General features: G+C 48.6%; 15 protein-coding genes. 9 read left to right on the top strand and 6 right to left on the bottom strand.

The genetic code is table 11. The features are described 5' to 3' along the window. Nucleotides 1-147 precede the first annotated feature (147 nt). From Q0577_RS13720 to Q0577_RS13710, 3 genes are all read left to right on the top strand, one after another. Nucleotides 148-741, top strand: coding sequence for a NifU family protein (locus Q0577_RS13720; RefSeq protein WP_298737203.1), 594 nt, complete (start codon nucleotides 148-150; stop codon nucleotides 739-741). 80 nt (nucleotides 742-821) lie between these two features. After that, nucleotides 822-1,442, top strand: a complete 621-nt coding sequence (pnuC, locus tag Q0577_RS13715) for a nicotinamide riboside transporter PnuC (RefSeq protein ID WP_298737201.1) — start codon at nucleotides 822-824, stop codon at nucleotides 1,440-1,442. Beyond that, entirely contained in the window at nucleotides 1,439-1,957 is a 519-nt protein-coding gene (locus tag Q0577_RS13710; protein ID WP_298737200.1) for an ATP-binding protein, read from the top strand. The genes pnuC and Q0577_RS13710 overlap by 4 nt, the downstream gene beginning before the upstream one ends. Here Q0577_RS13710 and mtgA read toward each other — a convergent pair. Further along, nucleotides 1,947-2,657: a monofunctional biosynthetic peptidoglycan transglycosylase gene (gene mtgA / locus Q0577_RS13705; RefSeq protein ID WP_298737199.1), complete on the bottom strand. Its 711-nt coding sequence runs from the start codon at nucleotides 2,655-2,657 to the stop codon at nucleotides 1,947-1,949. The genes Q0577_RS13710 and mtgA overlap by 11 nt on opposite strands. 110 nt (nucleotides 2,658-2,767) lie before the next feature. On the opposite strand from mtgA, the gene Q0577_RS13700 reads away from it, so the two are divergent. Then, the gene (locus Q0577_RS13700) at nucleotides 2,768-3,397 is read left to right on the top strand and encodes an L-threonylcarbamoyladenylate synthase (protein ID WP_298737198.1); all 630 of its coding nucleotides are present in this window, start codon (nucleotides 2,768-2,770) and stop codon (nucleotides 3,395-3,397) included. A gap of 15 nt (nucleotides 3,398-3,412) precedes the next feature. Continuing rightward, nucleotides 3,413-3,691, top strand: coding sequence for a hypothetical protein (locus Q0577_RS13695; protein ID WP_298737196.1), 279 nt, complete (start codon nucleotides 3,413-3,415; stop codon nucleotides 3,689-3,691). Nucleotides 3,692-3,766: 75 nt separating this feature from the next. Here Q0577_RS13695 and Q0577_RS13690 read toward each other — a convergent pair whose 3' ends face one another. The 3 genes from Q0577_RS13690 to polA all read right to left on the bottom strand — a co-directional run bounded on the left by Q0577_RS13690 (nucleotide 3,767) and on the right by polA (nucleotide 8,680). Next, nucleotides 3,767-4,909: a C1 family peptidase gene (locus Q0577_RS13690; protein WP_298737194.1), complete on the bottom strand. Its 1,143-nt coding sequence runs from the start codon at nucleotides 4,907-4,909 to the stop codon at nucleotides 3,767-3,769. A gap of 158 nt (nucleotides 4,910-5,067) precedes the next feature. Next, nucleotides 5,068-5,622, bottom strand: a complete 555-nt coding sequence (locus Q0577_RS13685) for a GNAT family N-acetyltransferase (RefSeq protein ID WP_298737193.1) — start codon at nucleotides 5,620-5,622, stop codon at nucleotides 5,068-5,070. Between the two features lie 232 nt (nucleotides 5,623-5,854). Then, nucleotides 5,855-8,680: a DNA polymerase I gene (gene polA / locus Q0577_RS13680; protein ID WP_298737192.1), complete on the bottom strand. Its 2,826-nt coding sequence runs from the start codon at nucleotides 8,678-8,680 to the stop codon at nucleotides 5,855-5,857. A 99-nt stretch (nucleotides 8,681-8,779) separates the two neighbouring features. Here polA and Q0577_RS13675 point away from each other — a divergent pair, with 99 nt between their 5' ends. Next, entirely contained in the window at nucleotides 8,780-9,109 is a 330-nt protein-coding gene (locus Q0577_RS13675) for an ArsC/Spx/MgsR family protein (protein ID WP_298737191.1), read from the top strand. Between the two features lie 108 nt (nucleotides 9,110-9,217). Here the strand turns inward: Q0577_RS13675 and Q0577_RS13670 are convergent, their stop codons facing one another. After that, complete coding sequence (locus tag Q0577_RS13670) at nucleotides 9,218-10,312, bottom strand: glycosyltransferase (protein WP_298737190.1); 1,095 nt, start codon at nucleotides 10,310-10,312, stop codon at nucleotides 9,218-9,220. A gap of 363 nt (nucleotides 10,313-10,675) precedes the next feature. Between Q0577_RS13670 and Q0577_RS13665 the strand changes: the two genes are divergently transcribed. The 3 genes from Q0577_RS13665 to Q0577_RS13655 all read left to right on the top strand — a co-directional run bounded on the left by Q0577_RS13665 (nucleotide 10,676) and on the right by Q0577_RS13655 (nucleotide 13,231). Then, nucleotides 10,676-10,924, top strand: a complete 249-nt coding sequence (locus Q0577_RS13665; protein WP_298737189.1) for a hypothetical protein — start codon at nucleotides 10,676-10,678, stop codon at nucleotides 10,922-10,924. 301 nt (nucleotides 10,925-11,225) lie between these two features. Beyond that, nucleotides 11,226-12,365, top strand: a complete 1,140-nt coding sequence (locus Q0577_RS13660; RefSeq protein WP_298737188.1) for a formimidoylglutamase — start codon at nucleotides 11,226-11,228, stop codon at nucleotides 12,363-12,365. After that, the gene (locus Q0577_RS13655) at nucleotides 12,338-13,231 is read left to right on the top strand and encodes an alpha/beta hydrolase (RefSeq protein ID WP_298737187.1); all 894 of its coding nucleotides are present in this window, start codon (nucleotides 12,338-12,340) and stop codon (nucleotides 13,229-13,231) included. The genes Q0577_RS13660 and Q0577_RS13655 overlap by 28 nt, the downstream gene beginning before the upstream one ends. Here the strand turns inward: Q0577_RS13655 and Q0577_RS13650 are convergent, their stop codons facing one another. Continuing rightward, nucleotides 13,232-13,648: a lysozyme inhibitor LprI family protein gene (locus Q0577_RS13650; RefSeq protein ID WP_298737186.1), complete on the bottom strand. Its 417-nt coding sequence runs from the start codon at nucleotides 13,646-13,648 to the stop codon at nucleotides 13,232-13,234. It abuts the gene before it with no gap. Nucleotides 13,649-13,698: the final 50 nt, after the last annotated feature.

Here is a 13,698-nt window from a genome sequence, read left to right as displayed (position 1 = left end):
CTTTGCACAAATGCATTATTCTGTACGAATATAATCATTTGCCTATAAGGTTATTGCAAAAATCGATGGAATTCGGGGTCAATTATACTCCCAGTTCTGGCCGAAAGTTGCTACCTTTGCGTAGATTAAGCGTTAAATAAGAAAAAAATGATCAAAACAGGTAATCCCATCATCAGCATATATACGGAAATGACGCCGAACCCGGAAACAATGAAGTTTGTGGCCAACAAACTGCTGTATCCCGGTAAGAGCATCGACTTCCCTGATGAGGCCAGTGCGAAGCCTTCGCCCCTGGCAACGGAGCTGTTCAGTTTCCCCTTCATTAAGGGCGTTTTTATAATGGCCAATTTCGTTACCCTGACCAAGACCGCTGAGACGGACTGGATGGACATCATTCCCACGGTAAAGGCTTTCCTGAAAGAATACCTGGAAGATAACCGCCCGGTGATCAATGAAGACGAGATCGTTGTAAAGGCGGCCGCCAGCAATGAAGTGAGTGCTGATGACAGCGATGTGGTAAAACGTATCAAAGAATTACTGGAGAACTATGTGAAGCCTGCCGTTGAAATGGATGGCGGCGCCATTCAGTTCAAAGACTATAACGAAGGTGTAGTGAAACTGATGTTGCAGGGTTCCTGCTCCGGTTGCCCTTCTTCCATGATCACCCTGAAAGCAGGTATTGAAGGGATGATGAAGCGCATGATACCTGAAGTAAGGGAAGTAGTGGCAGAAGCAGAATAAGCCATAGTTGAGAAGAATGATAGTGTTAAAAGGAGCACAGTCTTAGCGGCTGTGCTTTTTTATTTTTGCATATTTGCACCATGAATTTTCAGGCCATATACCAAAGCCTGCTGGAGGGCATTCATGCCATGAGCTGGCTGGAAATAGTTGCTGCGCTGTTTGGCGCTATCAGCGTTATCTGCAGTAAACAGAACAGCATCTGGCTGTACCCTACCGGATTGGTTAGCACGGGCATATATACGTACCTGTTATCCCGCGAACAGTTCAGGCTGTATGCGGAAGCCACCCTGAATGCCTATTATTTTGTGATGAGCGTGTATGGATGGTATCACTGGGCCCATAAAGATAAACAGCAGCATACCCCTGCCGTTGCGTGGGCCAGTCGCCGGGAATGGACCATTGCCACCCTCATTGCGGGGCTTGGCTGGGCAGTATTTTACCTGCTGCTGAAGAACTTTTCCAATTCAGACGTGCCCCTGGCAGATGCCTTTGTTTCTGCTACCGCCTGCAGCGGTATGTGGCTGCTGGCCAAAAGAAAAATCGAGAACTGGATCGTGCTGAATATATCCAACCTGGCGGCCATCCCCCTGCTGTTCCATAAGAAGCTGTTGCCTACGGCCCTGCTCACCATCTTTTTGTTCATTGTAGCGGTAATGGGTTACTTCAGCTGGAAAAAAATATGGGAGGAACAAGCTGCATGAAGAAGGTAGTTGTAATAGGACCCGAGTCCACTGGTAAGAGCACACTCAGTGAAAAGCTGGCGGCGCACTTTCATACGGTGTGGACTCCCGAGTATGCACGGGGGTACCTGGAAGAACTGGGGCGCCCCTATGAACAGCACGATCTGTGGGAGATTGCCAAAGGACAGCTGCAGCTGGAAGACCAGATGGCTGAGCGGGCCAACAAGCTGCTGATCTGCGATACAGACCTGTATGTGCTGAAGGTGTGGAGCGAGCACAAATACGGGCAGGCAGACCCCCGTATACTGGAACAGATAGCCACCCGGCCGTATGATCTTTACCTGCTTACTTATATAGATATCCCCTGGGAGGAAGATCCGCAAAGGGAGTATCCTGACCCCGGGATGCGGGAGTATTTCTATCGTATTTACCGCGATATTGTGGTGAATGCAGGGGTTCCCTGGGCAGACATCAGGGGAAGCTATGAAGAAAGAGAAAAGGCGGCCATAGCCGCCGTTAATAAGCTTATTCTTTGATCAGTGCCGCAATATCCGGATCGGCAGCGATGTTGCGCATCTGCTGTAAGATCCTGCGCTGACGCCAGCTGGTGATGCGTGCAGGCGGTACCACGGTATATTTAACCGGGTTGGGCAGGCAGGCGGCGATCATAGCGGCCTGTTCACGACTGAGATTAATGGAAGGTTTGAAATAATATTCCCGGGAGGCGGCTTCTATTCCAAAGATGCCCTCACCCATCTCTGCTACGTTCAGGTATACTTCCAGTATGCGGCGCTTGCCCCAGATCTTTTCTATCATGAAGGTAAAGTACACTTCCAGGCCTTTGCGGAACCAACCTCTCCCCTGCCACAGGAATACATTTTTTGCTACCTGCTGGCTGATGGTGCTTGCGCCCCTGATCTTTTTGCTTTTCTGGTTGTGCTTCATGGCTTTTTCAATGGATTTGAAGTCGAACCCATCGTGATCGGGGAAGAGCTGGTCTTCACTGGCAATCACAGCAAGCTTGGCATACTTTGATATCTCTGCTGTATTGGCCCATTTCTTTTTGAAGTGCTTATCTGTACCCCAGAGACTGAACCAGCTGGAGATCATGGTAAGGGTGATTGGCGGATTGACCCAGCGCAGGAGGATAATGTAAACAAATTGAGCAATGAACATTATCAGCAGTATACGTTTTACTTTTCGCCATGTTCTGGGAACAATGCCTTTTAATTCCATCCAGTTGTCAGGTTTAGAAAAAATCGGGACGAAAGTTAGGGAAATTTTAGTTTAAGAAATGGTACTACCTTTGTTATGAAAGGTAATTTTTAATCATTCAATCGGAATTCATGCTTTTGAACGTCCATCCGCAAAATCCGAATCCCCGCCATTTAAAAACAATCATCAGTTGTCTGCAGGGCGGCGGGGTGATTATTTACCCAACAGATACGGTGTATGCCATGGGTTGCGATATCTCCCATCCCAAGGCGATAGAACGTATTTGCCGCATCAAACAGATAGATCCTAAGAAGGCACAGTTCTCCTTTATCTGTCATGACCTCAGCCATCTGTCTGATTATGCCAAGAGTGTAGATACGCCTGTATTCCGCATGCTGAAAGCAGCCTTGCCCGGGCCTTATACGTTTATACTGCAGGCCAGCAAACAGGTGCCCAGGATGCTGAAAACGAAGAAAGACACAGTAGGTATCCGTGTGCCGGACAACAATATCTGCCGTACGATTGTAAAGGAGTTGGGCAACCCGGTAATGAGTACATCTCTCCCGATAGAGCACTACGTGGAAGAATACACTGACCCGGAGATCATTTATGAAAAATTCGGGAAGATAGTGGATATTGTGGTAGATGGCGGTACGGGTGGCACCACCTTCAGTACCGTGATAGACTTCAGCGGGCCTGAACCGGAACTGGTCAGGGAAGGCGCGGGCAGCACTGAAGTATTGGGGCTTAAGATCTTATAAACAAACGACCTTTAGATGATGCAACGAATCTTATTCATAACAATCTTTCTGCTCACCACCGCCATGGCGGGCGCCCAATCCCTCAGACCTGCGCACCTGGCCGATACAGCGCTCCATGCGCCTTTACCGGCTTATCTGCTTACACCCACAAGCAGTATTGCACCTGACGGCTATTACCGCCAGCATTTCGGGTATTTCTGTAAAAAGGAATGGGACTGGGAAAAGCGGACAGGGGTACCGGTGAAGCTAAGACTGGGAAACTACGAGTATACCCAAAAGAGAGAGGGGAAATAGTTTAAACGTTTGAGGGTTTGAAAGTCTAAATGCACTTGAACGTGTCAGAATTTCAAACCCTCAAACCTTCAAACATTATTTAATACCCATTTTCTTCGCTATATCAGCCGGGATGGCTTTCTTATTTACCATGATATTGGTGGTTTTGTATGCAAAGTAGGGAACAGATGCATAAAAGTAACCGTTGCCCGGGTTATCAGTACCCCAGGAGTTTTTAACGCGGAAGTATTTGTTGCCATTCTGGTCTTTGGCAAGACCTACGATGTGCATGCCGTGATCGTCCTGCGTTTCAAAGTTGTCAAAAGCCTGCTGGCGTACTTCCGGAGTGATCTCTTTTTCCTTACCGGGAATTTCAAACACTTTCTTCCTTTCATCGGGTGTCATATCTGCCCAGTCTTTTTCAGGAACTATGGCCAGTCCGTCGCGGAAGCTGAAGTATTTTTCGCTTACATCCGCAGCCCAGGCAATGGTATAACCGGTGTTGATGGCATTTTCAGCGATGCTGATCATATCATTGAGCGTTACGTTGTATACTTTTTCCCAGTTCCAGTTGTCCGGCACTTCCAGCACAAACTGCTCGTAATAAGGATGATGGGTGAAGGATGTCAGGATCACGTAATCATCTGCATTCAGCCCCAGTTCTTTTGCAAAGCTCTGCGGGGTATACGATTTACCGTTGAAGGTGAACTGCTCCGGCGCATCACCCATATAGGCGTTGAGCACACCGTTGAATGCCTGCTGCCAGCTGGGATTGATCACGTTTTCACTGGCGCCGATGGTTTTTACCAGGCCTTCCAGGAGGCTTTCCATTTCGGCGTGGTTATAGGTTTTATCACGGTTGCCGTCATATACGTTCTGGGGCACCAGTCCGTATTTGCGCAGACATAACAGATCATCGGGGAAGCCACCGCCTTCGCCAAAGTTGGCTTTACCGTGCATACGTACATAGTTGGCGGCTTTGAGCGGGTACATCTTGCGTACTACGAACATTTCGCTGAGGTTAAGGCCTTTATTTTTGCCGTTGTGCAGCAGTTCAGACTCAAAGAAAGAAAGGCCGGAAAAAGACCAGCAGGTACCCGTACGGCCCTGGTTCTGCACATCGTAGGCATCAAGGTTTTTAATGGTAGTGAACTGGTACTGGCTGCCCTCTTTGTTGGTGTTTTGTGCCATTGCTGCTGTACAGGAGAAGAAAGCAGCACACAGGATCCATTTTTTCATTGTTAGTTTTTGTTTGTTAAGCGTAGTTGTTTTGGTAGTTGCCTGCCTTATGGCTCAGCGGGGCCAAAAATAAGGGAATGGAAGAAACAAGCGGCAAAAAGTGGATCAGCGGCAGCTATTGGCTGCCGGCGGGACAAAGATCAGCGGGTGGTGTGTATCTATGAGCGGCTCTGAAGGGTGTTCTTTTCAAGTAAGGCTTCGTATTGTTCCCGGGTAATGGCCCATTGCCATAGCTGGTCATTCTCTTTATCGGATATTTCACCTACGAAGTGCATGCCTGATTTCTGGAGGATCTTGACGGAGGCGTTGTACTCTTCTTCTGTGTGGGCCACAACCTTGTTCACATAGTGATGGCCAAAGGCAAAACGGATAAGGGCTTCTGCCAGTTCAGTGCCGTAACCCTGCTCGCGGTAGGCGGCAGCAATTTCATAGCCTATTTCCACAATTCCTTCTTCATTGGGGCGGCCTTTAAAACCGCCTGCGCCTATAAGACGCCTGTCCAGGCGGTGAACTACCAGGTAAAAGAACCAACCCAGCATGGAAGGATCGTTGCGGAGTTTATCGTAGGCTACGAGCACCATTTCGGGATACTCGGTCCAATATTCGGGGATATCAATGCCAAGGAGTTCTCCCAAAACATCATTGCCCTGCAACAGCGCTTCAAAGTACTGCAGGGAACACGGTAATATCTGTAAACGTGATGTTTGGATCATGATTGAAAGCTAGTAAACGTAATTGGGAAATGCAAGTACTCTAAGCGATTAAATACTAATTATTTACGGGTGACAATGGCAGTTTTTTGTGAAATAAAATACAAAGTTAAATCGAGAAATCATAGCACTTTTTTTACCGCCATCAGCTTTAGCTATCTGCTCCCGGCAAGAGCGGATCTTACAACCCGGCATCCGGCTAAAAGCTAATAGCTAAAGACCAGCGGTTCATAATTTAGTGTGCTTCCAGCCAGTTCTGTCCTTCTCCTATTTCCACATCTACCGGAACTGCTATGGGAAGCGCGTTGCGCATAGATTCAAGTATGAGGGGTTTGATGATGTTTACTTCATCGCGATGGGCGTCAAACACCAATTCATCATGCACCTGGAGGATCATGCGGGAGCGCAGGTTATGTTCCCTGAAAGTTTTGTGCACGGCTATCATGGCAAGTTTGATCATATCGGCGGCAGTACCCTGTATCGGCATATTAATGGCGTTGCGTTCTGCATAGCCTCTTACTACTGCGTTGGAAGAGTTGATATCTTTCAACCAGCGCTTTCGTCCCAGCAGCGTTTGTACGTAGCCGTTCTTCTGCGCAAACTGTACCTGGTTTTCCATGTATGATTTGATGGAAGGATATTGCGCGAAGTAATTATCGATGAGGGTTTTGGCTTCAGAACGTGCAATACCCAGGTTCTCTGAAAGGCCGAAGGCGCTTACACCGTATATGATGCCGAAGTTAACGCTCTTGGCATTGCGTCGCATATCTGATGTTACTGCACTCATTTCTACGCCGTATACTTTGGCTGCAGTGGCCGCGTGAATGTCAAGCCCCTGGCGGAAAGCATCTATCATGTGCTCATCTCCGCTGATGGCGGCAATGATGCGCAGCTCTATCTGGGAATAGTCTGCGGATAGCAGCACAAATTCTTCATTGCGCGGAACAAATGCTTTGCGTACTTCGCGGCCACGATCTGTACGGATGGGAATATTCTGCAGGTTGGGATTATTGGAGCTTAAACGCCCCGTAACCGCTACAGCCTGGTTATAGGAAGTGTGCACACGGTTGGTGCGTTTGTTGATCATTAACGGCAGCGCATCTACGTAGGTGGATTTAAGTTTACTCAGTTCGCGGAATACAAGGATGTCTTCCACGATCTTGTGTTTGTGCGAGAGCTTGGCCAGTACATCTTCACCGGTGGCATACTGCCCGGTACGTGTTTTCCTGGCTTTGGGGTCCAGCTGCAGTTTTTCAAACAGCACTTCGCCCAGTTGCTTCGGAGAAGCCAGGTTGAAGCGTACGCCTGCCTGCTGGTATACACTTTCTTCTGCGCGCCTGATCTCTGATTCCAGCTCCCGTGAATAATCGGCGAGGGCCTGTGTATCGATCCGGATGCCTTCGTATTCCATATCTGTCAGCACTTTCACCAGCGGGTTCTCCACATCATAGAATACCTTATCTACTTTTTTCTGCGTAAGCAGGGGAATGAATTTCTCTTTCAGCTGCAGCGTAATATCTGCATCTTCTGCGGCGTATTCCTTTATCTTTTCCAGCTCCACATCCCGCATGTTGCCTTGGTTCTTGCCCTTTTTACCAATCAGCGTTTCTATGGATACGGGTGCATATTGCAGGTATTGTGCACTGAGCAGGTCCATACTACGGCGGCCTTCCGGTTCAATGAGGTAGTGCGCCAGCATGGTATCGAATATGGGGCCTTTGATATCAATACCGTACCATTTAAGCACGATCATATCGTACTTAATGTTCTGGCCAACAAAGGTGATCTGTTCATTTTCGAAGAGCGGGCGGAAGGTTTCCAGTATCGCTTTTGTTGCTGCCTGATCAACGGGCACAGGTACGTACCATCCTTCTGCTTTGCAGCAGGCAAAGCTCATTCCTACCATTTCTACGGCATTGGCATCTGTACCGGTGGTTTCCGTATCAAAGCAGACTTCCTTTTCCTGCATAAGGCGGGCAATCAGTTCGGCTCTCTTTTCAGCGGTGTCTACCAGGTGGTAGGTGTGCGGCGTGTTGTCTATGTTCTTGTCTGCCAGCAGTACATTGATACCGGTATCCGGCGTTTCGTCGCGTGCGGTGAGCACGGCAGCATCTTCCACGATATTACCGAAGAGGTCCTGCTGCTGGCTTTTAGCCGGTAGGGGCGCTTCGGTATTTACGGCAGAGAAGCTGTCTCCGAGGATTCTTTTACCAAGGGTTTTAAACTCCAGTTCGGTAAAGATCTCGGTAAGCTTTTCCTTATTAGGTTCTTTGATACAAAAGTCTTCTTCATGGAAAGTAACCGGCACATCTGTGATGATGGTGGCCAGTTGTTTGGATAAAATAGCATCTGCAGCACCGGCCTTAATCTTCTCTCCCATTTTACCGCCAATGGTATCTGCGTTAGCCAGTACGTTTTCCAGGCTGTGGTACTGCGAGAGCAGTTTCATGGCTGTTTTTTCACCAATGCCCGCAATGCCTGGGATATTGTCTACCGCATCGCCCATGAGCCCCAGGATGTCTATCACCTGGTTCACATTAGCGATCTGCCATTTTGCGCAGACCTCGCGGGGGCCCATTATTTCTTCCTTATTACCCTGGTAGGGAGGTTTGTAGATGAATACATTCTCTTTCACCAGCTGCCCGTAGTCCTTATCGGGCGTTACCATGTATACGGAGTAACCGGCATCGGCGGCCTGCCAGGCAAGGGTGCCGATGACATCGTCTGCTTCATAACCATCAAACTCAATTACCGGGATGTTAAAGCCCTCTATGATGCGTTTTATATCAGGCAGCGCATCAATGAGGTCTTCCGGTGCTTCCTGGCGGTTGGCTTTGTATTCAGCAAAGGAAGTATGGCGGTCTGTAGGCGCCATGGTATCAAATGCTACCGCAATATGGGTAGGCTTTTCTTTATTGATCAGGTCCAGCAGGGTAGATGTAAAACCAAACTGGGCGTTGGTATTACGTCCGCTGCTGGTGAGCCGGGGGTTTCTTATCAGTGCATAGTAGGCACGGTAAATAAGTGCCATTGCATCCAGTAAAAACAGTTTCTTTTGCATGCGCTAAACCTACGTGAAAATGTGGAATGTGCAAAGTTAGGAGTTTAAAGTTTGAAAGTATTTGACAGGGACGTAAGTTTGACGGTAATTTATCAAGACATGAAGAAATTATATCATTTATCTACCTGTAGTACCTGTAAAAGGATCATCGCAGATACGGGGATCAAAGAGAAGGGCTTTGTGCTGCAGGACATCAAGACTGAAAAGATAACGCCGGAGCAGCTGGATGAGATGGCAAAGCTGGCGGGAAGCTATGAGGCGCTGTTCAGCCGCCGCAGCCAGCAGTTCAGGCCTATGGGGCTGCATGAGCAAACGCTGACGGAGAAAGATTACCGCCGCCTGATATTACAGGAGTATACTTTTCTGAAGCGGCCGGTGGCTATTGACGGGAAGAAAATCTTTATCGGGGCTGAGGTGAAGAACCTGTAAAAGTCCGGCACAGCGGCTGAGAAGTATACAGCGACAACATGGTAACGATACTATTTTGGCAAATAGCCTGAGTCTGGCTAAAGCCTATGTGAAGCCGGGAGAAGGCGGTTAAAAAAGCATAAGGAAGTTACGAACTACCGCTTTATATTGTTCCATATCCTGTTCATGTTGAAATGAGCGGAAAGGAAATATGGCCGCGGCTTCCAGGGCTTTGGCCAGGTTAAACCCTTCCTGCGGCACACTGTAGAAGTAGCCTTTTTCCATGAGGGACTCACCCAGGTATTCCTGTTCTGTTTGCCCAGGTGTGGGTACAAGGATGGCCTTTTTATTCAGCTTGGCCAGATCCATCAGGGTGGTATAGCCGCTGCGGCTGAGCACCATATCAGCCGCCAGCAGGGCCTCGTTCAGCTCCCTTGCGTTGAGGTGGTTCACCTGCAGTACGTTGGGTGTAAGCTGTTCCCTTAGCGGCGTTCCGGGTTTACCGCTAACGATGAGAGTACGCAGCGGCAGCGCTTTAACCTGCTCCAGCACCAGCTTTTCCAGCTGGGAGCGTTGCGGTTCCGGGCCGGATATCAGCACCAGCAGATCGTATTGTTTTTTTACGTCTTCGCGGAAACTGAAGCGGCTGAGGCAGCCCAGGTAGGTGGTATGCGGCGGCAGCTTACCAGGGTGGGCCAGCACGCCGGAAAGGTTATTATCTCCTGCAAAGTCGGGTACCCAGCATGCGCTGTACTTACGTATATAGCGATAGTTGATCCGCTGAAGCAGCCGCTCGGTAAAACCGCCAAAAGGCGTTTTGATCAGCAACTGGTGTGAGATGAAAACACAGGGTATACGTGGGTGGTAGAGGCCGAAACGGTTATCTGAAATAACTGCCTGGATACCATGTGTTTCCACGGTTTTTTGCAGCCACTGCCGTTCGTAACGCATGGCGCGCAGGATCTGCGGGATTTGCTGAATGATCTTCCAACCAAAGAATTTGCCCTTTTGCGCGTATTGTATCCGGTATCCGGGCAGGGGCAACATGGTAAGTTGCGGAAACTCCTGCTGCAGCAGGGCGGCATGTTTGCCCTCGGCTGCAATAAGCACCTCGCATCCAGCGTTTAATAACTCGTAGATGAGTGGAATATCGCGAGTTGCGTGTCCCAGGCCCCAGTCAAGCGGTACTACCAGTATTTTTTTTGATGCAAAGCTTGTGGACAAATATTTTAAAATTTTTTTGCGAATTTAGCGTAAATTGGAGTAGGTGTATTGTTAAGAAAAGGTAAACTCTTCGAACAGGCTAAACAAGCGACGAATTAGTAAACATACGTATGAAGCAATTTAAATGGCTGTTGATCTTTTTTTTGTGCGGAAGTCTTGTAATGCAGGGTTGCAATGTTTTTAAGAAGAATGATTGTGGTTGCCCAACCATGAACAAAAAACGCATGCATTAATCACGATTGCACTGATACCCATCATTAAGAGAATAACCTTACCTTAATTGGTAAAGCACTATACCTCCACCCTATCTTCCTATTGAAAACCCGGGATAAAAATTATAGGGAACGTCAAACATTATTTTTCATGAAACCTGTAGAGAGGGATTTATTGATCTTGCTGCATGAGGAGCGTTATAACGAGCAACAGATACAGTTTGCTGTTAAGCAGATCAGCGAGATGCTGACGGTGGTAGAAACGATGGACTACCTGTGTGCAGTAATGGAAGTAGTTGATTGCAACAAGAACCGGGTTACCAGCAAGCGTTCTGTACTGGAGAAAGTATTTTCCAGGAAGACGCAGCGCCCATTCGAATTTGTGATCCACAAAAACTGATCTCAGACGTCCGGGAAGATGGAACGTTTGAGCGGTTGAAGAGTTTAAGATTAAGTTTGTATCAGCCTCAGTAATGAGCAGGCGGTAATGAGCAGTAAGCAAAAGCTGTCGGGACCATGTTAAGACAGCCAGTATCAAAACGGTATACTCCACTATACAGGTAAAGGCTTACAGTTATACTCCCAGCCTATCTGCCCGGACGGGCGATCTATGTGCCCTGAATTTTTAAATACGGTCTCTTCCTTTTTCTCACTTTTAAAATCTTGTTGTAGGTTTGCCGTCAAACAAACAACTTATTGTAATGGCGGACTTTACGCACCTGCAAGATTTTTTACAGCCTGTTTCACGCGCATATCTGAACGATGACCAGGAGTATGATGAAAGCCAGATAGGCGGCATTACCGACCTTTATGAGGAAGGCCATATACCAGACCTGGAAACGGCAGATATCATATTGCTGGGCGTAGGGGAAGAGCGTGGCTATGGGCCTGGTAAAAAGGGAACCGATGCGCCTGATATTATCCGCAGAGAGTTTTACCGTTTGTATTACTGGCACAAAGATGTAAAGATAGCAGACCTTGGCAACCTGCAACAGGGGGTTAGCCTGGCTGATACCTATGCGGCGCTCAGAACAGTACTGGGAGAGCTGCTGCATACACATAAGACCGTTATCATCCTGGGCGGTTCACATGATCTAACCTATGCACAATACCAGGCCTATGCGCACCAGCAGTACGTTATCGAGGTAAGCGTGGCCGATGCATTGATAGACCTGCAGGAGGAAAGCCCCGTTCCTGCTACCAGCTTCCTGATGGATATGCTAACAGAGCAGCCCAACTATATCCGCCATTATAACCACATTGGCTTCCAGAGCTATTTCGTTCATCCGCGTATGCTGGAAACACTCGATAAACTGCGCTTTGACTGTTTCCGCCTGGGTAAGATAAGAGAGAACATGGAAGAAGTCGAGCCGGTATTGCGTAACACCGACCTGCTTAGCCTGGACATCAATATTATCAAACATACAGACGCACCAGCCAACACGCTTTCACCCAACGGTTTCAGCGGCGAAGAGGCCTGTGCACTTTCCCGCTATGCGGGTATGAGCACACAACTCAGCTCTTATGGTATTTATGGATACCGTCCGGCTAATGATACCAGTCAGCTCACCGCCAAACAGATCGCCCAGATGCTGTGGTACTTCATGGACGGGCGTTCTGTCAGGAACAAGGAAGCGCTGCTGGAAGAAAGGGATGCTTTCTGGGAATTTCATATAGCCTTTGCAGATATTGACACCGTATTTCTGAAGAGCAAGAAAACAGGCCGCTGGTGGATGCAGCTGCCCGGTAAGGATTTTGTGCCCTGTGCGTACAGCGACTACCTCCTGGCCAGCAACAACGAGATACCCGAAAGGTGGCTGAGACACCAGGAGAGATTGTGATCACCCATAAAACAGATAATTCCATGATGAAAAAACTATTGGTGGCCCTTCTGCTGGCGGGCTTTACTTATTGTACACAAGCACAGGAAAAGATCTACCTGTATCCCGATCAGAAAAACCTGCATATAGGCGGAAAGGATAAGGTGCAGGAAGCGCCCTATATAGAACATTTCAGCGCCCGCACTAAGAACGGGGCCGGCGTACTGGTGATACCCGGTGGCGCCTATACTTTCCTGGCAGACGGGCATGAAGGCAAAGAAATAGCACAGTTCTTTACCAGTAAGGGTTATGATGCCATTGTACTGCACTACCGCGTTAATGATGAAGCCCAGCAGGGCGCAAGGTACCCAGCCCAGTATAACGATGCTACGCTGGCCATGCGGATGGTAAAGTCAAAAGCGGCTACCTGGGGCCTGGATCCAGGTAAGATTGGGGTGATCGGTTTTTCTGCCGGCGGGCATCTGGCTTCCTGTGTGGCTACCATGATACAACCGGATACTAAACCGGCTTTCGCAGTATTGGTGTATCCCGTGATCACTATGGACACGCCCTACAGCCATGCAGGCAGTACTGCTATGCTGCTGGGACCTTCGCCTGCTGCCAGTATGATAGACTCTTTGAGCACACAAAACCGGGTGACTGCACAAACCCCTCCTACCATGCTGATACATTCCACAGACGACGACGTAGTGCCTGTTGAAAACAGCCTGTTGTTCTATAATGCATTGCGCGCGCACCATGTGCCCGCCACACTGCATGTCTATGACCACGGCGGTCATGGTTATGGCCTTGGAGGGAAAGACCCGGTGCTGAACAGCTGGCCGGAGTTATGCGTTAGCTGGCTGCAGGGGCTAGGAATAAAATAATCAGCCTGCTACCGGGTAGTTTTTTATCAGGGCCGTTACACGTTCTTTTATGTAAGCCGCTTTCTGATCGGTAGAGATGGCCTGGTCATCCAGTCCGGCGAGGGTTTTGGTGCGGAACTTTTCCACCCTGGTATCCAGCAGTTTGAAGTAGGATGCTTTTCTTTCCAGCCAGCCGCTCTGGTCTACCTTCAGGTTGCGGCGACGGGTGGTATCGAGGCTGGCGTACAGCTGGCGATAAACAATATCCAGCATACTATCCATCTTTTGATAATACTCCAGGGCACAACCATACGTATAGCGGCTTTGAGCCAGGCAAAGCTGGTAGTTCATTTCCAGGGAGTCTACGGCAGCGCGCCTGGTTTGGGCAAAAGTGCGGACGCCTACCAACAGGGACAGGAAGAGTAGCAATTTTCTCATAGGCTCGTCTATTAGGATAATAGGAGCCGCAAAGATATGATAATTACCAC

Source organism: uncultured Chitinophaga sp. (genome assembly GCF_937898475.1).
Classification (GTDB): Bacteria; Bacteroidota; Bacteroidia; order Chitinophagales; family Chitinophagaceae; genus Chitinophaga.
Note: the sequence above shows the minus strand (reverse complement) of the source record. Positions and strands in the feature narration are given on the sequence as shown.